This window comes from Pontibacter beigongshangensis, from assembly GCF_014332515.1.
GTDB lineage: Bacteria > Bacteroidota > Bacteroidia > Cytophagales > Hymenobacteraceae > Pontibacter > Pontibacter beigongshangensis.
The window spans coordinates 237966-258909 of sequence record NZ_VFSD01000004.1 but is presented as its reverse complement, the minus strand read 5'-3'; the positions used below and the strand labels follow the sequence as shown (position 1 = coordinate 258909).

At 49.2% G+C, this 20944-nt stretch carries 19 protein-coding genes; 16 read left to right on the top strand and 3 right to left on the bottom strand.

The features are described from left to right. Positions 1–22: 22 nt before the first annotated feature. The 10 genes from FJM74_RS05985 to FJM74_RS05940 all read left to right on the top strand — a co-directional run bounded on the left by FJM74_RS05985 (position 23) and on the right by FJM74_RS05940 (position 11670). Positions 23–598 carry a hypothetical protein gene (locus FJM74_RS05985; protein WP_187261660.1) on the top strand — a complete coding sequence of 192 codons (576 nt, stop codon included), beginning with the start codon at positions 23–25 and terminating at the stop codon, positions 596–598. 73 nt (positions 599–671) lie between these two features. Continuing rightward, positions 672–1130 (top strand): macro domain-containing protein, encoded by a 459-nt coding sequence (locus FJM74_RS05980; protein ID WP_187261659.1) that lies wholly within the window; start codon positions 672–674, stop codon positions 1128–1130. Between the two features lie 82 nt (positions 1131–1212). Continuing rightward, positions 1213–1578, top strand: coding sequence for a DUF2200 domain-containing protein (locus FJM74_RS05975; protein WP_187261658.1), 366 nt, complete (start codon positions 1213–1215; stop codon positions 1576–1578). A gap of 399 nt (positions 1579–1977) precedes the next feature. Then, entirely contained in the window at positions 1978–2532 is a 555-nt protein-coding gene (locus tag FJM74_RS05970) for a dihydrofolate reductase family protein (protein ID WP_187261657.1), read from the top strand. 551 nt (positions 2533–3083) lie between these two features. Continuing rightward, positions 3084–3590 carry a DUF421 domain-containing protein gene (locus tag FJM74_RS05965; protein WP_187261656.1) on the top strand — a complete coding sequence of 169 codons (507 nt, stop codon included), beginning with the start codon at positions 3084–3086 and terminating at the stop codon, positions 3588–3590. A 419-nt stretch (positions 3591–4009) separates the two neighbouring features. Further along, complete coding sequence (locus FJM74_RS05960; protein ID WP_187261655.1) at positions 4010–4696, top strand: response regulator transcription factor; 687 nt, start codon at positions 4010–4012, stop codon at positions 4694–4696. Continuing rightward, positions 4693–6063, top strand: a complete 1371-nt coding sequence (locus tag FJM74_RS05955; RefSeq protein WP_187261654.1) for a sensor histidine kinase — start codon at positions 4693–4695, stop codon at positions 6061–6063. Before FJM74_RS05960 ends, FJM74_RS05955 begins: the two co-directional genes overlap by 4 nt. A 71-nt stretch (positions 6064–6134) precedes the next feature. Further along, positions 6135–7439, top strand: coding sequence for a TolC family protein (locus tag FJM74_RS05950; RefSeq protein ID WP_187261653.1), 1305 nt, complete (start codon positions 6135–6137; stop codon positions 7437–7439). A 13-nt stretch (positions 7440–7452) separates the two neighbouring features. Next, a complete protein-coding gene (locus FJM74_RS05945) occupies positions 7453–8565 on the top strand; it encodes an efflux RND transporter periplasmic adaptor subunit (protein WP_187261652.1) in 1113 nt (370 codons plus the stop codon). 6 nt (positions 8566–8571) lie between these two features. After that, positions 8572–11670, top strand: coding sequence for an efflux RND transporter permease subunit (locus FJM74_RS05940; RefSeq protein ID WP_187261651.1), 3099 nt, complete (start codon positions 8572–8574; stop codon positions 11668–11670). Positions 11671–11757: 87 nt separating this feature from the next. Here the strand turns inward: FJM74_RS05940 and FJM74_RS05935 are convergent, their stop codons facing one another. Together FJM74_RS05935 and FJM74_RS05930 are read right to left on the bottom strand one after the other, a co-directional pair. Beyond that, entirely contained in the window at positions 11758–12123 is a 366-nt protein-coding gene (locus FJM74_RS05935) for a hypothetical protein (RefSeq protein WP_187261650.1), read from the bottom strand. A gap of 51 nt (positions 12124–12174) precedes the next feature. Next, the gene (locus tag FJM74_RS05930; protein WP_187261649.1) at positions 12175–12423 is read right to left on the bottom strand and encodes a hypothetical protein; all 249 of its coding nucleotides are present in this window, start codon (positions 12421–12423) and stop codon (positions 12175–12177) included. Between the two features lie 86 nt (positions 12424–12509). Between FJM74_RS05930 and FJM74_RS05925 the strand changes: the two genes are divergently transcribed. Then, positions 12510–15146: an MGH1-like glycoside hydrolase domain-containing protein gene (locus FJM74_RS05925; protein WP_317175537.1), complete on the top strand. Its 2637-nt coding sequence runs from the start codon at positions 12510–12512 to the stop codon at positions 15144–15146. Positions 15147–15467: 321 nt separating this feature from the next. Here FJM74_RS05925 and ruvC read toward each other — a convergent pair whose 3' ends face one another. Further along, the gene (gene ruvC / locus FJM74_RS05920; RefSeq protein ID WP_187261647.1) at positions 15468–16040 is read right to left on the bottom strand and encodes a crossover junction endodeoxyribonuclease RuvC; all 573 of its coding nucleotides are present in this window, start codon (positions 16038–16040) and stop codon (positions 15468–15470) included. Between the two features lie 24 nt (positions 16041–16064). Here ruvC and FJM74_RS05915 point away from each other — a divergent pair, with 24 nt between their 5' ends. Genes FJM74_RS05915 through FJM74_RS05895 form a run of 5 tightly spaced genes read left to right on the top strand, consistent with a single transcriptional unit; the run spans position 16065 to position 20836 of the window. After that, a complete protein-coding gene (locus FJM74_RS05915) occupies positions 16065–17054 on the top strand; it encodes a lysylphosphatidylglycerol synthase domain-containing protein (RefSeq protein WP_187261646.1) in 990 nt (329 codons plus the stop codon). Then, complete coding sequence (locus FJM74_RS05910) at positions 17051–18184, top strand: glycosyltransferase family 2 protein (RefSeq protein ID WP_187261645.1); 1134 nt, start codon at positions 17051–17053, stop codon at positions 18182–18184. The genes FJM74_RS05915 and FJM74_RS05910 overlap by 4 nt, the downstream gene beginning before the upstream one ends. Further along, the gene (locus FJM74_RS05905; protein ID WP_187261644.1) at positions 18181–18438 is read left to right on the top strand and encodes a hypothetical protein; all 258 of its coding nucleotides are present in this window, start codon (positions 18181–18183) and stop codon (positions 18436–18438) included. The genes FJM74_RS05910 and FJM74_RS05905 overlap by 4 nt, the downstream gene beginning before the upstream one ends. Further along, on the top strand, positions 18439–19620 hold the full coding sequence (locus FJM74_RS05900) for an ABC transporter permease (RefSeq protein ID WP_187261643.1): 1182 nt from the start codon (positions 18439–18441) through the stop codon (positions 19618–19620). Beyond that, positions 19613–20836, top strand: a complete 1224-nt coding sequence (locus FJM74_RS05895) for a PP2C family protein-serine/threonine phosphatase (RefSeq protein WP_187261642.1) — start codon at positions 19613–19615, stop codon at positions 20834–20836. The genes FJM74_RS05900 and FJM74_RS05895 overlap by 8 nt, the downstream gene beginning before the upstream one ends. The last annotated feature ends 108 nt before the right edge of the window (positions 20837–20944 follow it).

Genomic DNA, 20944 nt, shown 5'->3' with positions numbered 1-20944 from the left:
GTTCTCATTAATTTGAAGTAAGATGCTAGTACAAAATAATGGATTTGACATAAATAACTTTAAGGTTCCTGCATTTACGTTAAGTAAAGGAGAGATGGTGAGATTTTGGGTTGAGGTTGTTCCACAATCTGAAACTGACATCAATGTTTATTGGGAGCCAAAGAAGATGATTGAGAAAATTCAAATTAATCACAGTGGTAAAGAAGTAATAAAGATTTGCCCATTACGGGTTAAAAGAAGTTTGTTTGACTTCATTAAGCCTATCACACTAGGCAGTTTTTTAGAAAATGAATTTAAGCTAAGCCCAGAAGCTGTTAAAGGAAAACTTTCATACCTAGGACTTAAACCAGATATCAGAATCAAAGATTTAGGAGCTGCCCATCAGAAAATGTTTGCAATTATTAGTGAGTTTCAAAAAAGCAGCATTGTTTCCTTTGACTATTATGGACTTGCTCATGATAGTGAAGAACAACTGACAGCATATGTAAAATCTGAACTAGAAGAAGGTAAATCAGCAATAAGCTTTGATAATCTGTATTATAAATCTAATACTCCTGATTTCGAGAGAATACAAAATGTGGATATTAAACGAAAATAAAAAACAAATGAGAACCACATCTAAAAAGAACTAAGGCTCTTTTTAGCTAAAACCGTTACCCTTAATAGGAATCATGAAAACAGTTAAAGGAGACTTAGTTAAGAAAGCTTTAAGAAATGAATTTGACCTCATTATTCATGGCTGTAATTGTTTTTGTGCAATGGGAGCAGGAATAGCCAAAACAATAAAGCAAGAGTTTCCTGAAGCGTACAAGGCTGATTTAGCAACTGTAAAGGGAGATAAGTTAAAACTTGGCTCTATCAGCAGCGCAGACATAATTGTGAACGGTAAAAATTTGAAAGTTGTAAATGCCTATACGCAGTACAATTGGAGGGGCGCAGGCGTAAAGGCAGACTATGAAGCTATACGTTCAGCATTTAAAGAAATAAAAGAGAACTTCTCTGGATTAAGTATGGCTTATCCTGCCATTGGAGCTGGTCTTGCAGGTGGCAACTGGGAAGTAATTTCTCAAATAATTGAAGAAGAGTTGGAGGGGGAAGACCATACCCTGGTAGTATTTAAAAAAGAATAAAGCTACTTCGGGTAACCCTGCACAGCCTCCACACTCGGCCAGCCGCGTACAGGGCCTAATATAACCGTTAGTCATAGCTACCATGAACAACTCAAACAAGCACGATGAGCGCTTTGCCAATATGACATTTGCCTCCGTGTATCCACATTATCTTACAAAAGTCGAGAAGAAAGGCCGCACGAAAGAAGAACTGCATCAGGTTATAGAGTGGCTGACAGGCTATGCTGACAAAAAGCTGCAGGAACTCATTGCAGAAAAAGTAACATTTGAAACCTTCTTTCAGAATGCGGCCTTAAACCCCAACGCCCGACTGATAACAGGTTCGATCTGTGGCTACCGGGTAGAAGAAATCGAAAACCCGCTGACGCAACAGGTAAGGTATCTGGACAAGCTGGTGGATGAATTAGCGAAAGGCAGGAAGATGGAGAAGATTTTACGAGCCGGGTAGCCAGGCTTGCATAAAGCTATGTTTCTTTCATAACACAAAACTAAACGATACCATAAGCACAACCACTAAAATAACCCTGCTTTGCCGGAATACCTGCTCTTATATTTGCAGAAGAGCCTCAGATAAAGATAGTTTGCCCGCACCCTCAGCTTGGAGACCATTTTTGCAGGCTCTTAGGGCAAACCGGGCATATGGGCGATACCTTACTGTATATTCTTTTTCCACAGCCGCTCCAGCATGAATAAATAGTGCACCTCCCATTTTATTTTCAGAAAGGTTTAAGGCTTGTAAAGCCGCCACAAAGTCTATGTTCCATAATTTTTAATTTTTAATTTGACGAAGCAAGAGCAGGTGAACCTTATTGGCAGGTGTTCAGTAGGGTAAATAAAAATAAATAATATGAGAAAGGTAATCCTGGATTTAGCAATGTCCCTCGACGGATTTATTGAAGGGCCAAACGGAGAAGTGGATTGGTGTATCATGGACGATGATATGGACTTCAGCGGTTTTCTTTCAGGTATCGACACCATTTTCTATGGCAGAGTGAGCTACGACACCTGGGGAAATTTTCAGCCAACGATGGATTCTGATGCAACCGAGAAGTCTTTTTGGGCAGAAATTCACGCTAAAGAGAAAGTGGTTTTCTCTAGTCAGGAGCGGCAGGACAGCGCTGCTGCTTTTGTCAACTCTGACATAGCTGCTACGGTTGCCGAAATTAAACGACAGGACGGTAAGGATATATGGTTATATGGCGGCGCAAAACTGATCACTTCTTTTATAGACCAAGGCCTGATTGACATTTACCGTATCTCTGTTCACCCGACGGTATTAGGAACAGGCAAACCCCTGTTTGAAAACATGCAGAGAAGGTTAAACCTCAAACTACTAGAAGTAAACAAATTCAGATCTGGTGTAGTGCAACTCATTTACGAGCCTGGTGCTCCTTCTAATTAAAAATTAGAAATTCAAAATTAGAGATTATGGCAGATAGGCTTTATCGCAGATTTACAAGCATCAAACCTTTCTGAAAATAAAATGGGAGGAGCCTGCTAAGTAAACTTAAACTCCTACAGTGGTGCCAGAGCCATGGTAGCGGAAATGTCTTGTTGCATCAATGTATTTATTCGAGGGGAATTATCCTATTTCTGATACGATAGCGCTTCCTCTTGCTGCACCACCTGTCCTGATCCATTCGTACCCTAACAAACGTGCGATTTCTGGCAAGGCTGTTTCCTGCCGTCAAAATGAATTCTTCAGGCCGCAACAAAAAACAATATGCCGATCATAGCTGTATAAGCACAGCAGATTCAGACAGGTGGCTACAGCAGGAGAGAGGCTTAAGGAAAGTAAAAAGCACGCTCCATTCGATATGCAGGAAGATGGAAGGCCCGGGAACCTGCTAGGCCTATAAAATACGGCTTCCTAAAAACATCTAAGAGAGCTTGGGAGGGGGCCTTGAGCTGATTTTTATGGGAACTGGAACAACCTGAAGAGATTTAAAACACATGGAATTAATCATATTATCCCTCGATTTGAAGGAGCTCTTCCGGGTTGAAGTCTCTGTTTTAGAGCTTATCATAAAAGGTGCGGTTATCTACTTAGGTATTTTGCTTCTAATCCGCCTCTTGCCCCGCAGAACAGGAGGAGAACTGGCTATTATGGACCTGATTTTTGTGCTCTTAATTGCCGAGGCAGCCACGCATTCTTTAGGCGGCTTTTCGACTATTACCGAAGGCTTCATCGTGATAGGGACCTTAATGCTGTGCAACTATTTGGTAAACGTGCTAAGTTTCTATAGCCCGTTGGTAGAAAAGTTTGTTTCTGCCCCGCCTTTACAAATAATTAAGGATGGGAAATTGCTTCGGCGCAACATGCGCCGAGAGTACCTGACGGAAGCAGAGCTGATGGATCACCTCCGGATAGAGGGCATAGAAGATATCAATGACATTAAGTCGGCGTATGTGGAAGGAGACGGGAAAATAAGCTTTATCCCAAAGAAAACAAACCGGTAGTCTGGTTCCAGCCCGATACGAGGTATCCCGTTTAGCTGAAGGAGCCGGCCGTGATCACCTGATAAGCCTGGAAGAGCAGCAGCAGCAAAGCCTCTGGAGGGCCATTTTCATTAGAATTATTTAGTTTAATGTGCTGATGGTTTAATGTGCTAATGTGTTAATGGATTAATGTGCTAATATGCTGATTTCTCAATTAGAAGAATTAAAAATGAGATTTTTAGCCATTCACCCTTAGAAAGTCCTGTGTCATACATCCTGTGTCTTGTGTCTAAGAAAACTCTGGAGGGGCATTTTCATTCAAATAATTGGCGGCAGAACAGATAACCTGCCATAAAAGGCATCATCCCTGAAAAAGTCGATAAGAGAAAGCAGCATCCGCACCAAAAACAATAATTTACACAACCCATAGTTTTACAGGCATGAAAGTATTGGTGATAGAAGACGACCCGACCTTAAGTAAAAACATAAAGGAGGCGCTAACGGCCGAAAACCTGGTGGTTGAATGTGTCTATGACGGTTTGCTGGCAGAAAGGTTATTAAAGAAGAGCGATTTCGACTGCATCATAATGGATATTAACCTGCCCGGCAAAAATGGCTATGACCTCTGCAAGGACTATCGGAATTTTAACATGACGACGCCCGTCCTGATGCTGACGGCGTTTGGTGAGCTGGAAGACAAGGTGCAGGGCTTTGCCTGTGGGGCCGACGACTACCTGACAAAACCATTCTATATGCGGGAGCTTACCTTACGGGTGCAGTCGCTGATCAAGCGAACCAACCAGGCAACTGCCACCACGGCCGACAGCTCGACCTTGATTGCGGACGATATCACCCTGCATGACGCTACAAAAAAGGTTTTCAGGCAGGGCACTGAAATTGCCCTGACACCGAGGGAATATCAGATTCTGTTGAAACTGATGAAAAAGAATGGTGAAATTGTTTCGAAAGCGGATCTGATAAAGGAAATTTGGGGGAGTTCGTTTGACGCCAACACCAATACCGTGGAAGTGTACGTGAACTTTTTAAGAAAAAAGTTAGATAAGCCCTTCGCCAAGAATACTATCAAAACCAAGGTGGGCTATGGCTATTACCTGGATGTAAAATGAAAATCAGGAATAAGATAATTATTTATTTTTCTACCACCGTCATTGCCCTCACCGCAGTCTCGTTTATCATTATCTACATCCTGTTTTCGGAGTACCGCGAAGAAGAGTTTCAAAAGCAGCAAAAAGATAAGATCGCCTATACCATCAAGTTTCTGGCCGAATATACCCAAATGAGTGAGAACCTGGCCAATATTATGGACGAACTCACCATACACGATTTTTATGATGAGAAACTGCTCATATTCGATTCCAAGAAGAACCTAATATTTTCCAGTCTCGACGACCTGGTTATTGCCGATTACCCTTCGATGCTAAACAAACTTTCGCCGGCAAACAGATGGATCGAAACCAAAGAAGGACGGTACGATATTGTAGGCGTTTACTACGAACATAACCAGAGCAGCTTCTACGCGCTCAGCAAGGCCTACGATGCGGTCGGGTACACCAATATGAGCTTCTTACGCAATGTGCTGATCGCCTTGTTTATAGCCACGGCCGTTATCGTTATCCTCGTGTCGCTGCTACTTTCCAGCAAAATTTCGAAGCCTATAACAGCGCTGGCTGAAAACCTGAACAAGTTTGACCTTAGCAGCGAAAAAGTAAACGAAATACCCCTCGAAACCTCCTCTTATGAACTCAGTCAGCTCACCCAGCGGTTTAATGAGCTGATCAAAAGGACCAACGATGCCTTTACCTTCCAGAAACACACTATTCACCACATCTCTCACCAACTAAAAACACCGATCGCCGTCTTAGTGTCGGAGCTCGAGAAAATTCATAAGTATGAAACGGTGGAGGAGATGAAACCGGGCATCGAGAACCAGCTTGTCAAGACCAAATCCTTAGGCAACATCATTAATGTGCTGCTTGAAATCTCTAAAATCGAATCGGGGCAGCAGATCCGAAAACAGCCCGCCAGGATCGATGAAATGATTTTCGACACCATAGAAGAGCTAAACATTATTCACCCGGATTTTTATTTTGAAGTAAACTATGTGCCGGATGAAATGGACGAGAACAGGCTCATTATAAATATCAACCAGATACTTGTGAGGCAGGCGCTGCAGAATTTACTGACCAACTGCATTGCTTACAGCACAGCTCCAAAAGCTAAAGTTGTGCTGGACTGTTCCTCGCAGCATGCGCTTAAAATTCAGATCATCAATACCGGCAACCCTATAACCAGGGAAGAAGAAAAGTTTCTGTTTGGCCATATTTTCAGGGGCAGCAACAGCCAGGGCAAAATTGGCTTCGGCCTCGGCCTGGTGCTGACCAACCGGATTGTAGCGCTGCATCAGGCAACCATTACCTATGCCAACCCTGCCCCGCAGCTGAATGTGTTTGAACTCAGCTTCCCTTTAAGCTAAAATTTATCTGTTTTAAGGTCTTTTTAAGGTTGTAGTCCTGAGCTTTGCACCTCACGTAAGATGGTGCACCAATGAACAGTATCAAGGCAGGGCAACTCCTTCTCATTCTACTTCTATTTTCTCTAACAGCAAGCGCACAGGATACCCTACGGGTAAGCCGTGTACAGGCCGAAGCTGTTTTCCTGAGAGAGAACTTGCTGCTGGTTGCCGAAAAATTGCAGATCTCACAGGCCGAGGCCCTCGTGCTGCAGGCCAGACGCTGGCCAAACCCCACCCTCGAAATTGACGAAGTAAACCTATGGGCCACCCAAAGGCAGCTGAATGTTTTCGGGGATGAGCTGCAGGGGTTTAACGGCGGAAGTTTCGGGCGAAACCAGCAACTGGCGCTTTCTATTGAGCAACTTGTGCTTACAGCCGGGAAACGTAAAAAGCTGGTGGCCTTGGAACAGGTGGGTGTGGAACAGTCGAGGCAATATTTTGAGGATCTGCTGCGGAACCTGAAAATAGAATTCCGGAACCAGCTTACCAACCTGCAATACCTGCAACTCAGCCGTAACATCTATTCAGATCAACGCCAGGCCATCAGGCAGCTTACCGACGCCTACCAAAGGCAGGTGCAACTGGGCCATGTGCCGCAGGGTGAGTATATCCGGTTAAAAGCCCTTGAACTGGAAATAGCCAGAAATCTGAATGAACTTCAGAAAGAAATAAACGAATCGCAGAAAGAACTGAAACTGCTGATGCGCTTGCCCGCCACAACGCAATTAGAAATAACAGCCGAGGGCTACTTAAAAGAAACGCAACCACTGCGGCAGCTGGCTTTGAACCACCTAATGGAGCAGGCCAAAGAGCACCGGCCCGATTACAAACTGGCGCAACTGGAAGAGAGCTATTTCAACAGATTGTATAGTTACGAAAAAGCACAGCGCACGCCAGACCTTACACTAAAGGGCTCTTACGACAGAGGCGGCAACTTCATGTATAATTTTGTTGGCTTCGGGGTGGCGATGGACCTGCCTTTTTTTAACCGGAACCAGGGGCGGATAAAACAGGCGCAACTAGGCATAGAACAGGCCAGAACACTTTTCCAGCAAAAAACAGTGACCATCGAAAATGAAGTTATGCTCTCCTACCAAAACCTGATGCACGCCCTCGACTTTCTGGAAGAGATAGAACCCGGATTCGAATCTACGCTTGATGCCCTGCTGACTAGCTACACCAAAAATTTCTCTCAAAGAAACATCAGCCTGCTGGAGTACCTCGATTTTATGGATGCCTACCTGGAAAACAAGAAGATAATGCTGGAAGCGGCTAAAGAAGTGAATGAGAAGACAGAGGAACTGAATTACTCTTTCGGAACGGATCTGATTAAATAGAAACATAACCAACATGAACCAACCTACCCTGAAACCAATACTGATCCGCTGCCTGCTGCTGGCCTTGCTTTTTAACAGTTGCAGCACGCCGGAAGCCCGGCAGCCTGCCACAGAGCCTGAGCGCTACTGCCTGCCCGAAAGCTTTAAATCGAAAATCAGTCTGGAGAAACCCGAAATGCAGTCCATAACAGAAGGTATTCCGCTTGCCGGCGTGGTAGAGCCCAACCCTGACAAAGTAGTGCACTTTGTAAGCCTGGTAAGCGGCGTGGTGACAAATACCCGGTTTTCGTTGGGAGATAAAGTAACCAGGGGCCAGGTACTGGCAGAGCTGAGAAGTGCTGAACTCGCAGACCTGCAATCGCAAGCCAGAACCACCGCTTCGCAAATGAGGGTAGCAGAGAAAAAACGCCAGTCTGTACAATCCATGTTTGATGATGGCATTGCCTCAGAAAGGGATCTGATGGAAGCAGAAAGCGAACTGGACGTGCTAAGAGCCTCCTTAGAAAAAATAAAAGCAAACCTGAGCTTGTTCAGCGCCAGCCCCCGGAACGAAGTCTTCCAGATAAAAGCGCCCTCCACAGGTATCATCACGTCCAAGAGTATTACCTCCGGCATGCAGATCTCAGCCGGCGACCCGCCTTTGTTCACCATCTCTGACCTGAGCGAAGTCTGGATACAGGTAAACGTGTATGCCTCCAACGTGATGCACATTGAATCAGGAATGAAAGTAAACATCAGCACGCTATCTTACCCGGATGAGGTGTTTACCGGCGAAATTGCTGCCATCTCGCAGGTGCTGGATGCCGAAGCCAGGGTATTGAAGGCCAGGGTAGTGCTGCAGAACAAAAACCTGAAACTGAAGCCTGGAATGATAGTGGATGTTACCGCGCTGAAGCAAATCAGCAAAGAAGCATTGAGTATTCCAGCAGCAGCCCTGGTGTTTAATAATAGCCAAAACTATGTAATGGTGTATAAAGGCGATTGCGACATTGAGATAAGATCGGTCGATATTATAGCCAAAAGCAATGGTGCAGCTTTTCTATCCGGCGGTTTGCAGGAGGGGGAAGAAATTATCTCTCAAAACCACCTGCTTATCTATGAACAAATCAAAAACTTACAAAACTAAATTCAGATGCAGAAGTTTGTTCAGGGTATTGTAGCATTTTCCTTAAAGAATTCCATCATTGTTTTCTTTTTAACTGCCTTATTGGTAGTGGTAGGGATAATCAGTCTGCTGAATACCCCCATCGAAGCATTTCCGGATGTAACCAATACCCGCGCACGAATCATTACGCAATGGTCGGGCCGCAGTGCCGAAGAAGTGGAGAAGTTCGTGACGCTCCGGATTATGAAGGAGATGAACACCATTCCTAAAAAAGCCGAAGTCCGCTCTATTTCGCTTTTTGGCCTGTCGGTGGTCACGGTGATTTTTGAGGATGGCGTGGACGATTTTTACGCCCAGCAGTACGCGGCCAACAGGCTGCAGGGAATCGATTTGCCACAGGGTGCTGATACGGAGATTGAGCCGCCGTTTGGAGCCACTGGCGAAATCTTTCGCTATGTGATTAAAAGCAGCCGGCCCATAAAAGAACTGACCGCCATACAGGACTGGGTAATTGAGCGCGAGCTGGTTTCGGTGCCGGGGGTAGCCAATGTGGTGAGTTTTGGGGGCGAAGAAAAGATCTACGAAATTAAAATTAACCCGACAGAACTGGCTAATTACGACTTGTCGCCTTTAGAAGTGTTTGAAGCAGTTTCTAAAACCAATATTAACGTAGGCGGCGATGTGATAGAACGCGGGCCGCAGGCCTATGTGGTACGTGGCGTGGGGCTGCTGGAGAGCACCGCAGACATTGAAAATATCCTGATTGAAGTAAGAGGATCGACCCCTATTCTGGTAAAGCATGTAGCCGAGGTAAAGGTGACTGCCAAGCCAAGGTTAGGGCAGGTTGGTTTGCAGGATGAGGACGATCTGGTGCAGGGCGTTGTGCTGATGCTGCGAGGAGAAAATCCGGGAGACGTCATTGCCAGGCTGAAGGAAAAAATTACGGACCTGAACGAACGGATCTTACCCAAAGATGTAAAAATCGAGCCGTTTATTGACCGCACGGAGCTGGTGAATGCAACCGTAAGCACCGTAAGTAAAAACCTGATAGAAGGGATCCTGCTGGTTTCCATTATTGTGTTCATCTTCCTGTTCAATTGGCGCACAACTGTCATTGTGGCTTCCGTTATTCCGCTTTCATTCCTGTTCGCACTGGTTATGCTGCGCATTCAGGGCTTGCCGGCCAACCTGATCTCGATGGGAGCCATAGATTTCGGCTTATTGCTGGAGGGCACCGTGGTAATTGTGGAAACGGTTTTTGTGGCCATGGAGAAAAAAGCGCATCACCTCGGCATGGCCAGGTTCAACCGGATGGGTAAAATGGGCCTGATAAAGAAAAGCGCCGGAAGCGTGGCCACCTACATTGTTTTTGCCCAGATAATCCTGATCATCGCCTTGTTGCCGATCTTTTCTTTCCAGAAAGTGGAAGGCAAAATGTTCTCACCCCTGGCCTTCACGCTTGGGTATGCCTTGCTCGGGTCGCTAATTCTGAGCATTACCTATGTGCCCGCCCTGATCAAGGTGCTGCTAAAGAGGGATATTGTAGAGCGGGAAAATTTCATCTCCCGTTTTTTCCGGAACAACCTGTTCAAACTCTTTTTATGGAGCAACCGGAGTAGCAGACTGACTATAATTGGCTTTGCAGCGCTGCTGGCCTTGTGCACTGCCAGCTTTATGTTTTACGGAACGGAGTTTATCCCGAAACTGAACGAAGGCGCCTTGTATGTGCGGGCAACACTCCCCAACAGCGTGAACCTGGAAGAGTCGGTTCGGCTTTCGAAGGAAATGAAAAACAGGATAAGGGAGTATGAAGAGGTGAAGTTTGTGCTGACGCAGACCGGCCGGCCAAACGACGGAACAGACCCTACCGGATTCTTCAATATAGAATTTCACATTCAGCTCTATCCTGAAAAAGAGTGGAAACGCAGCATCAGTAAAGATAACCTGGTAGATGAAATGCGCCGCGAACTGGGCATGTATCCGGGGATCGTATTCGGATTCAGCCAGCCTATTCAGGATAACGTGGAGGAGTACGTGGCCGGGGTGAAGAGTCCGCTGGTTATAAAAATATTTGGCGAGGACCTGTTTGAACTGGAAGATTATGCAGACCTGGTGGCAGACAATATCCGGGATATTGACGGAATTACAGACATAAATGTGTACCGGAATATTGGCCTGCCTGAGCTGCGGATTTCGCTGGATGAGCTGAAGATGGGGAAATATGGCGTGTCGATGGCGGAAGCGCAGGCGGTTGTAGAGATGGCCATTGGCGGCAGGGCGGCCACCTCCTTCTACGAAAACGAAAGAATGTTTGACGTCCGTATCCGTTTCCAGAAAGAGTACCGCGATAATGAGCAGAAAATCGGTGAAATCCTGATTCCTGCCATGAATGGCAGAAAAATTCCGTTGCGCGAAATTGCGAACATTGAATTTATGACGGGCCCCACTTTTATTTACAGGGAAGGCAGCAGCAGGTACATCGCGGTAGGCTTTAGCATCGAGGGCCGGGACCTGGGCAGCACCATTGCCGAGGCAAAAACCAAGGTAGAAAACAACGTGACCCTGCCGCAAGCCAACAAAATGGTTTGGGCCGGCGAATTTGAGAGCAAGGAGAGAGCCAGCAGGCAGTTGGCCGTAATTGTGCCTGCCGTGCTGCTGCTGATCCTGTTCCTGCTGTACTTCAACTTCGGCTCCATGAAAGATACCCTGATTGCGGCAAGCACCATACCCTATGCGTTCATTGGAGGTTTTATGTCGCTGTGGATTACCCAGACCATCTTTGGCATCTCGGCCGGTATCGGCTTTATTATTCTGTTCGGGGTGAACACCATCAACAGTATAATACTGATTGCGGCCATGAAAGAGAACATGCGCAGGATGAACCTGCGCCAAGCCATCTCAACTGGGGTGTATAGCCGTGTCCGCCCGATTGTGATGATCGCCCTGATGGGCTCGATGGGATTGCTGCCAGCTGCTTTGTCTACCGGAATGGGTTCAGAAATACAAAAGCCCCTGGCCATTATGATCGTAGGCGGCCTGCTGATCTGCATGGTGCTCTCCCTGACGGTATTGCCACAGATATTTTACTGGGTATACCGTAAAGCCGATCATAAAAATAAGGTGTGAGGCCGGTTTTTGTAACCGGCAGCCACAGAAACCACCCTGCGGCAACTGGTTCCGGGCCATTGCTGCCAAACCTCTGGAGGGCCTTTTTCATTCAAATAATCCGGGGGCTGCCGGGTTGCCCGGTAATGGCTGTTTGTTGGGTTGAGGGTTTAGCGCTGTGAGGATTCGGAGATGGATGGGGCAACACACAATACAAGCGTCAGCAGCAGCAGCAGCAAATGCCTCCGGAGCTAAACTTGTACGGATAAATAAGGCTTCTATTTCCTGAATTTTGCGCTGATGCGCGCTTGCCGCTCGTACTTTCCTATCAAGCCTTTCCAGAAAGGGGCAAAGCAGCGTGTTATGGGTCAATTCTTTTAAGCTGTAGCCTGAAGGAACACTTGATCCAAGCGGCAAGCTCGCACCAGCGACCTGCTTTTTCCAGCAAGATAAGCTCCGGAGGCCTGTTTTCATTCAAATAATCTGGTTTGTCTCAGCGCTCACAGCCCTTGCCAGGGTGGCGGTTCAGCAAATGTCCGCAACATCCGTGTTCGCGCTTAATTGATGCCCGATCGCATCCATCTTCTTAACAGAACCTGTGGGCGAAAAGCAAAAATTGTTTTTCCGGGAAATTGTTAAAGCGCAGGCCATTCCTTGCTGGCTAATAAATAAACCTTGCCTTGCTACCAAAACATCCACAAACTCGAGCCAATAAAATAATAATTTCATTAAAATTCCCTGATAATTGTAAATTTGACATTCGGTTGCTGCCATCTACACATCCAGCTGTATAAGCAGGACCGGATATTTATAATTAATCAGGTGCAATGGTAAACGGTGAAACAGCGAATAGCTCGGCTTTGAATGGTGAGAGTAAGAAGAGTTGGAAAAAATGGGGGCCGTATCTTACGGAGCGGCAGTGGGGAACAGTAAGGGAAGACTACAGCTTTGCTGGAGATGCCTGGAATTGTATTACCCACGATAAAGCCCGGAGCATCGCCTACCGCTGGGGAGAAGAAGGCATTGCCGGCTTTTGCGACGACAGGCAGATTCTGTGCCTGGCACCCGCCTTCTGGAATGGCAACGACCCGATCTTGAAAGAGCGGCTGTTCGGGCTGACCAATGAGCAGGGCAACCATGGCGAAGACGTGAAAGAACTCTATTTCCATCTGGATTCCTCGCCCAGCCACTCCTATGCCAAATACCTCTACAAATACCCGCAAGCCGCCTTTCCTTACGAGGAGCTGGTGTACAGAAACAGGCAGGAGCGCACGGAGCCTGAGGTAGAACTGCTCGACACCGCCGCCTTTAAAGACAACCGCTATTTCGACTGCTACATAGAATATGCCAAGGCTGATGTGGATGATATCCTGTTGAAGGTGACAGTGCACAACCGAGGGCCCGAGGCGGCCACGATCCATGTGTTGCCCCACTTCTGGTTCCGGAACTATTGGAAGCATAACCCCTGGTTCAGAAACAAAAGGCCAAAGCTGTCTTCAATTGCGGATAACTGCATCCGGTCTTATTCTACCAGAAACTGGGAACTGAACTTTTACCACGAGCCAGGCGAGCAGCTTTTCTGCGAAAACGAGACAAACAATCAGCGCATCTACCAGGCTACAAACGAATTCCCGTATGTAAAAGACGGGATTAACGATTACGTGCTGAAAGGGCAGCCTACCGTAAACCCTGACAAGATCGGAACCAAGGCCGCCGTCTGGTACAAAAGGAAGGTGGCTGCGGGGGGCTCCGAGGTTTTTAAAGTAAGGCTCAGCAAGAAAGTCCTGCATCAGCCGTGGGAAGATTTTGATGCCATCTTTAGCCACCGGGCAGCTGAAACAGACAGCTACTATAAGCAGCTAACGCCCCGGAATTTTAACCCGGAGCACAAAAAACTGCTGCGCAACGCGCTGGGCGGCCTGCTCTGGACCAAGCAGTTCTACTACATGGATGTGTACAAGTGGCTGCATGGCGAACCCGGCGACCCGGCTCCTGAGCGGCTCAAAAAACGGAACGCCGACTGGCACCACCTCACCAACAGGCATATTATCTCGATGCCGGACAAGTGGGAATACCCCTGGTATGCTGCCTGGGACCTTGCCTTTCATGCCACCTCTTTTGTGCATATCGACCCGGCGTTTGCCAAGGAGCAGCTGCAGCTCATGCTGCGGGAATACTACATGCACCCCAACGGTCAGATACCGGCCTACGAGTGGAACTTCAGCGATGTGAACCCGCCCGTGCACGCCTGGGCTGTTTGGGAAGTGTATGAGAAAGACAAGAAGAAAACAGGTGTGCCAGATCTGGATTTCCTGGAGCGGGCGTTTCAGAAACTGCTGATGAATTTTACGTGGTGGGTAAACCGCAAAGACGTAAACGGCACCGATCTCTTTGAGGGCGGCTTCCTGGGCCTCGACAACATCGGGGTGTTCGACAGGAGCAAGATGCCGGCCGGTATCAAGAATATGCAGCAGGCCGACTCCACCAGCTGGATGGCCATGTTCTCGCTCAACATGCTGCGCATCTCGCTGGAGCTGGCAGGCAACAACATTGCCTACGAAGAGTCGGCAGCCAAATTCTTCCGTCATTTCCTGAACATAGCCTGGGCCATGCACCACATCGGCGACCGGAAAATTTCGCTTTGGGACGAGGAAGACCAGTTCTTCTATGATGTGGTGCAGTTCGAAAATGGCGGCACGCACAGGCTGAAGATCCGCTCGCTGGTTGGCATTATTCCGCTGTTTGCCGTTGAGATGATCAGCAAGACCATATTCGACCATTCCTACGAGTTCAAGGTACGGGTACTCAACATCATGCGCACCCGCCCTGACCTGGCCTCGCTGATAACTCATTTCGAGGAGAAGAACGAGAACGGCGACTTTATGCTCTCCATCATGCGCGGCCCCCGCCTGGAGCACCTCCTGACCAGGCTGCTCGATGAGTCGGAATTCCTGTCTGATTACGGTATCCGGTCGCTCTCCAAGCATCACCTGGAGCACCCCTATGAGTTCGACCATCATGGCAAGCATGTCATAAAGTATGAGCCCGGCGAAAGTTCATCGTATATGTTCGGAGGCAACTCCAACTGGCGCGGCCCTATCTGGTTCCCGCTCAACTACCTGATCATACAGTCGCTCCGGAAATTCTACACGTTTTACGGGCCTTCACAGCAGTACGAGTTCCCAACCGGTTCGGGCAACAAGCTCAACCTGAAGCAAATCGCCAACGAGCTGACCCTGCGGCTGCTCAAGATTTTTGACAAAGACGAAAACGGAAAATACCGCTACCATTCCGGCCATGCAGAGTTCACAGAAGATGAGCATTTTCAGGACCTGCACCTCTTTTACGAGTTCTTCAACGGCGATACCGGGCAGGGCTTAGGAGCATCTCACCAGACAGGCTGGACGGCTTTGGTGGCCAACCTGCTCCTGGAAATGGATGAGGAGGAGTACAGCCGTTCCACAGCCACCTCAGAAGAGGCGTTCGCTTCCAGGTAAAGAGGAGAGGTCTTTTGTTGAATATGTTACAGGAATCAGCAGCAGCAGATAAATATGCTCCGGAGGGCCTATTTAATTCAAATAATCTGGCATGGCGTAAACCTTGCTGCGTGTATGGCTCCTGTGGGCGTTTTAGCAGTTACAGCGCAACCGCAAAAGGAAAAGAGGCTACAGAACAGGAGTTGATTCGAATCATTACTGCTCTGTAGCCACTGCCTTACCTCAGGGGATCGCAGGAGCTGCGCACGCCGTGAGGCCTTTTTTCGCACGACAAAAATTTCTAATTTCTAATTTTGAATTTCTAATTAGGCGAAGCCGTACTCATTTCCCCAATACCCTATCCGGATTGTCAGTCATGAAACTTTTCCAGGATTTGGTGCCGGACTTTGCGTTATTACCTTTCTGGTAATGGTGGCAAAGTGCCACGGCCAGGGCATCGGTGGCATCGTAGAGCTTCGGAGCCGCATCTATTTTCAGGATCTGGACCAGCATGCTGGCCACCTGCTCTTTAGAGGCATTGCCGTTTCCGGTTACCGATTGCTTTACTTTTTTGGGAGCGTACTCTACATACGGTATGTCGCGCGATAGCGCAGCGGCAATAGCAACCCCCTGAGCCCGACCCAATTTGAGCATGCTCTGCACGTTGGTGCCGTAAAAAGGCGACTCGATGGCCAGCTCGTCGGGCAGGTACTCGTCGATGAGCTGTATCATGCGGTCAAAAATTTTCTTTAACTTGATGGCGTGATTGCTGTAGCTCTTCAGGTGAATAACCCCATACTGGATCACCAGCACCTTAGAGCCCTTTACCTCGATCAGGCCATAGCCCATTTCCTGTGTGCCAGGGTCGATGCCAAGAATAAGTTTTTGGGGCGGAAGTGCGGGGGTGGAAATCATAGGGTGCAAAATTAAGACAATAACTTGAACATTGTTTCAAACAGGAAGTTCCTTTTATACCTGGGCAAGGCTATCGTGCTGCTGCTCACGCTTTTCTTTTTATACCGCCAGATTTTTGCCGCTCCGGATACGCTTCTGAGCTGGGCAGGCATCTGGCGGGAGGCATTTGCCAGCCCTGTGCGTTACCTGCTGCTGCTCACTGCTCTCCTGATTCCGGTTAACTGGGGTTTCGAGGCCCGCAAGTGGCAGCTGCTCGGGAGCAAGGTGGAGCGCATGTCGTTTACAAGGGCCTACAAAGCCGTGATGGTGGGGCTCACGCTGGGATTTATCACCCCAAACCGCATCGGCGACTATGCCGGACGGGTGCTGGTGCTGAAGAGCCGGCAGCGCCTCGATGCCATCGGAGCCATCTTTATCGGCCGTTTCAGCCAGCTGGTGGCAACGGTGCTGGTGGGCACCGGTGGGCTGTTTTATTTTATCATTCAATTTTACTGGCACCTTTACCCGGAAGTGTGCATGAGCGTGGTGCTGCTGTTGCTGGCGCTGAACGGAGCCATGCTGCTGTTGCTCTATAATGCCCGCGCCATGGTAGCGCTGGTGGCTGCGGTGCAGCCCCTGCGCAAGGTGGTGCGCTACGTGGCCATTATGAACCGCTATAGCACCCGCGAAGTTACCCGGTTGCTCTGGCTCTCGCTGGGGCGCTACCTGGTGTTTCTGACGCAGTTTGTGTTGCTCCTGTATCTGTTTCAGGTGCGCCTGCCATTGGTGCAGTACCTGAGCGGAGTTTCTGGCACCTTCTTTCTTAAATCCATGGCACCTTCTGTTACTATCATCTCCGACCTGGGGGTGCGGGAGCTGTCGGCCATGTACCTGTTCGGGTTGCTGGGGCAGGAGCGGCTGCAGGTGCTCAGCGCCAGCCTCAGCCTCTGGCTGCTCAATATTGCCGTGCCCAGTGCCATCGGGCTGATCTTCGTTTTCAGGGTGAAATTCTTTCGGAAAGGAAAGAACCGATGACCTTTCTGCTGTACCTGTCGCTGGCCGTGTACGGCTACATTATCTTGAGGCGCTGGTATGCCTGGCAGCTACTGCCGGTGCAGGTTATTCCGCCAGGCTTTGTGCCCACCACCAGGCTTTCGGTTATCATACCAGTCCGGAACGAGGAGAGGGCCTTGCCGCAACTGCTCCAGGACCTGGAAAGGCAGCAGTACCCCCTAAACCTGCTCGAGGTACTGGTGGTAGACGACCATTCTGAAGACAGCACCAAACAGGTTGTGGAGGCATACAAAGCAGCTGGTAAACTGCACCTGCGCCTCATCCGCCTGGCCGATTATGAGGGGCTGACACTTAAAAAGGCGGCCGTGCAGAAAGGGGTGGAGCTGGCAGGAGGGGAGCTGCTGGTGTTTACCGACGGCGACTGCCGGGTGCAGCCGGGCTGGCTAAGGGCATTCGCGTATGCTTTCGCCTCTCAGCAACCAAAGTTTATCAGCGGTCCTGTTTCCTTCCATCAAACCCACAGCCTTTTTGAGCGGATGCAATTAGTGGAGTTTGCTTCGCTTATCGGGATAGGAGCGGCCTCTATTCAACTGAACAAACCAAACATGTGCAATGGTGCCAACCTGGCCTATACCCGCGAGGCCTTTGAACAGGTAGGCGGTTTTTCTGGAAACGAAGGCATTGCCTCCGGCGATGATGAGTTCCTGCTCCACAAGATCAACCGGCAGTATCCGGGGAGCGTTTTGTTCCTAAAAAACCCGCAGGCCACGGTGCACACCAGCGCGCGCAAAAGCCTGAAAAGTTTTATTTCTCAGCGGGTTAGGTGGGCCAGCAAATGGAAATCATACCAGGAATGGCACGTGCAGCTGGTGGCGCTGAGTGTGTTTCTGGTTAACCTGCTGCTGCTGCTGGCTGTACCGCTGGCTTGGGCCGGAATTATGAGCTATCCTGCATTAGTAGGGGCATATAGTATCAAGTTTGGAATAGATTTCTTATTTTTAAAGCGCATTCTGAGTTTTTTGAACCGGAAACGCTTTCTGGTGTACATGTTGCCGCTGCAGCTGGTGTACACACCTTATGTAATTTACACAGCCATTTACGGACTGACTGGCCGCTACAGCTGGAAAGGACGCATAATCCGAAACCCATGAGTGAAAACGAATTTGATTTACTGGACGAGTTATATTTCGTAACCGCCTACACCGACCTCAAAAGCACGCTTTCGCTGACTGATGAAGAGCTTTGTGCCGGCCTGAAAAAGCTGATCGAGCAGGGCTATGTCAAGATCTTCTACCCCGATCCGGACACAGAGCAGGAGTTCAACGAGAAGACTTTCAGCAACCATTGCCGGGAATATTTCTTTCTGGCTACCAAAGCTGGCCTGATCGTGCACAACTCCATCTAAATGGCAGGCACCGTTTCATCGACTTCGGTTTCAAGGCCACCCTCTTATTACATCAGGCAACGCCTGCTGCGCAACAAGCCTGCCATGGCCGGCCTGGCCATTATTGTGCTGGCCGTGCTGGTGGCGCTGGGAGGCTATGCCTTTATGCCCGACAGCACCCCCAATGCCAACAATGGCCTGGTGCAGGTCCAGAAAAAGGCACCCGGCTTTTCAACTGCCATCCTGAAGCTGGCCCGCCCTGAGGCCATGGTGCCTGACGTGAATCCGATAGCTTTTGTTCTCTACGGCCGGCCGGCTGCCTACTCTGAGCTACCGGTGGAGAGTGTCTCCTTTAGAGGCGACAGCCTGTATGTGCAGCCCTTGCGCAGCAACAATGCCCTGGCCGACCAATTGCGCGTATTTGCCATGGCCGAAGTACTGGCAGAACCAGCACAATACAACAGCCCGGAAGCCATGGCAGCAGCCATCCGGCAGGAGCACCTGGAGGAGCGAACCTTCTGGCTCGGCACCGATAAGGCCGGGCGCGATGTGCTGAGCAGGCTGATCCTGGGAACCCGCATTTCGCTGGGGATCGGGTTTGTGGCGGTGCTGATATCGCTGGTGATTGGCATTACGGTGGGGGCTACGGGCGGCTATTTTGGCGGGTGGGTAGATAAGGTGATGATCTTCCTGATGACGGTGGTGTGGTCGGTGCCAAGTATCATGCTGGTAATCGCCATCAGCCTGGCCCTGGACAGCAAAGGCGTGTGGGTGGCTTTTGTGGCGGTGGGCCTTACCATGTGGGTAGAGGTGGCACGCGTAGTGCGGGGGCAGATCCTGAGCCTGAAGGAAAAAACTTATATCGAGGCGGCCCAGGTGCTGGGGGTTTCGCAGTTCAAAATAATTTTTAACCACCTGTTGCCGAACATTATCGGGCCGCTTATTGTTATAGCCACTGCCAATTTTGCCTCGGCCATTCTGGTAGAAGCCGGGTTGAGTTTCCTGGGGCTTGGCGTGCAACCGCCTGCGCCCTCGTGGGGCATGATGGTGAACGAAGGTTTTCAGCTGATAGGTGCCAGAGCTGGACTCTATTTAGTACTTTTACCGAGTATTTGTATCAGTTTGCTCGTGCTAGCCTTTAACCTGCTGGGGAACGGCCTGCGCGATGCCTACGATCCTAAAATTCCGCTAGCCAATGTCTGAGATCATTGTACCAAACACACAGCAGGAGCTGCAACTAAAGAAGCTGGAGCTTTCTGCTTTGCTGGAGATTACGCAGGCCATCAACGAAAACCTGCCGGAGAGTGCGCTCTACAAGATTTACCACTTTACGCTGCTGGCGCAGCTGCAGATAAACCGGCTGGTGCTGTTTGTGGAAGACGAGTCGTGGGAGTGCAAGATTTGCTATGGTACCGAAATGGATTTCACGAAATGCGAAATGCCGGAGGAGATTATCAACCTCAAGGAGATCACCTTTATCTCGAAGCTGCAGGTAGAGCGGCGCTGGCGTGGTTTCGAGATCGTGATCCCGATTTTGCACAATGGCCGGGTACTGGCCTTTGTCATGATCGGAAAGATTCAGCCATACTACAACAACCTGGAGGCACTCAACTTTCTGCAGACCGTGAGTAATATCATGCTCGTTGCCATCGAGAACCACAAGATGAACCGGCAGCGGCTGGCCCAGGAGTCGATTCGGCGCGAGATAGAGATTGCCCGCGAGGTGCAGTCCATGCTCTTTCCCAAGGCGCTGCCCAACGATAAGGATGTGGCCATCCATGCCAGTTATATTCCGCACTCTTCTATCGGCGGAGACTACTACGATTTTATCGACATAGACCAGGACCAGTTTCTTTTTTGCGTGGCCGATGTGTCGGGTAAGGGGGTGCCGGCCTCCTTGCTGATGTCTAACTTCCAGGCGGGCCTGCGCACCATTCTGCGGCAGGTCTCGGACCTGAACACGGTGGTAGCAGAGCTGAACAACCTGATTTACCGCAATGCGATCGCCGAGAAGTTCATCACGGCCTTTCTGGCCATCTACAACCGCAAAACCCGCCAGCTGAGTTATGTGAATGCGGGCCATAACTCCCCGATCCTGCTGTTCGAAGACAATTCGCACCGGCTCCTGAACGAAGGCTGCACCATGCTGGGCGTGTTCGACGTGCTGCCGTTTATGTCGGTTACCACCATCGAAGTGCCCAGGCGGTCGGTGCTGTTCTGCTACACCGATGGCCTGACCGAGATATTTGATGCCTCGGAGGAGGAATATGGCATTGAAGGCACCATTAAGTACATGCAGAAGCACCGCTTCCTCAGCTCCAGAACCCTGCACCTGCAACTGCTTAAAGAGATCCACCTCTACAACGAAGAAGCCAAGTTCGACGACGACATCACCCTGCTCTCCTGCCGGTTTAAGTAGCAAAGCTTGCCTCAGCTACAGTAATTTTTGAGGGCAGCATTTTTAGCAGCAGCAGGTGCAGCAGCAGTTCAGAATACTTCCGGAGGAGCTTTTTCATTCAAATAATTT